General features: G+C 45.2%; 1 protein-coding gene. It reads right to left on the bottom strand.

Annotated features, from left to right (window positions below; genetic code table 11):
• Nucleotides 1-1209, bottom strand: a 1209-nt coding sequence (locus L655_RS0100925; RefSeq protein WP_024603783.1) for a sodium:solute symporter family protein, incomplete at both ends; no start/stop codon positions are given.

A 1209-nucleotide genomic window follows, 5' to 3' on the forward strand; every position in this document is an offset into this window, starting at 1 on the left:
AAGCCGAATGCAAATGCCACTACCGATGCCACAAATCCAGGCGGGTTAATACCAAAGTACGCGGAGATAACAATAGCGACCATGGCTGCCAACCTCGCTGCAAGTAACTCTTGCTTGTCGGTAATATCGGGCTTGAGAGTTCGCTTGAGTAAATCGTGCGAAACAGAGGTTGAAATAACCAGTAGTAAACCTGCTGTTGTAGACAGTGCAGCGGCAATACCACCCGCAGCTACAAGTGCGATTACCCACGCTGGTAAGTTAGCAATCTCTGGATTAGCTAATACCATAATGTCGCGGTCTACGTTTACTTCGTTAGCACTGTTCGGATCGGTGATTTTACCCGCCGTGTAGAACATTTTGCCATCGCCGTTTTTATCATCAAATGTAATTAAACCTGTGCGTTCCCAGTTTTTAATCCACCCTGGTGCTTCTGCATACTCTGTACCACTGCCATCTTTACCGTTTATGGTATCAATCATGTTTACACGAGCAAACGAGGCAACCGCTGGTGCTGTGGTATAAACAATCGCGATGAACACAAGAGTCCATGCTGCAGAAATACGCGTGTCTTTTACGCGAGGTACAGTGAAAAAGCGAACAATTACATGTGGTAAACCAGCAGTACCTACCATTAATGCACCAGTAATAGCGAACACGTCAATCATGCTCTTAGAGCCTTCGGTGTACTGTGCAAAACCAAGCTCAGCGCTTAGACCGTCCAGTTTATCAAGTACGTACACGCCATCGCTGCCAATTAATGTGGCACCAAAACCTGTTTGTGGGAAGAAGTGACCCGTCATCATCATCGAGATAAAAATGGCTGGTACAAGGTATGCAAATACAAGTACACAGTACTGCGCTACTTGCGTGTAGGTAATGCCTTTCATACCGCCAAGTACGGCGTAGAAAAATACAATCACCATACCAATGTAAACACCGGTTTCAATTTCTACTTCTAAAAAGCGTGAAAATACCACGCCTACACCACGCATTTGCCCTGCAATGTAAGTAAAACAAATGAATATGGCACATACAATTGCCACTAAACGCGCGGTGCGTGAATAGTAACGGTCGCCAATAAAGTCAGGCACGGTAAACTTGCCGAATTTACGTAAGTAAGGCGCTAAACACATGGCTAATAGTACATAACCACCAGTCCACCCCATTAAGTAAACGCTGCCATCGTAACCTGCAAACGAAATAATACCC

Source organism: Pseudoalteromonas sp. TAE79 (genome assembly GCF_000498015.1).
Lineage (GTDB): Bacteria > Pseudomonadota > Gammaproteobacteria > Enterobacterales > Alteromonadaceae > Pseudoalteromonas.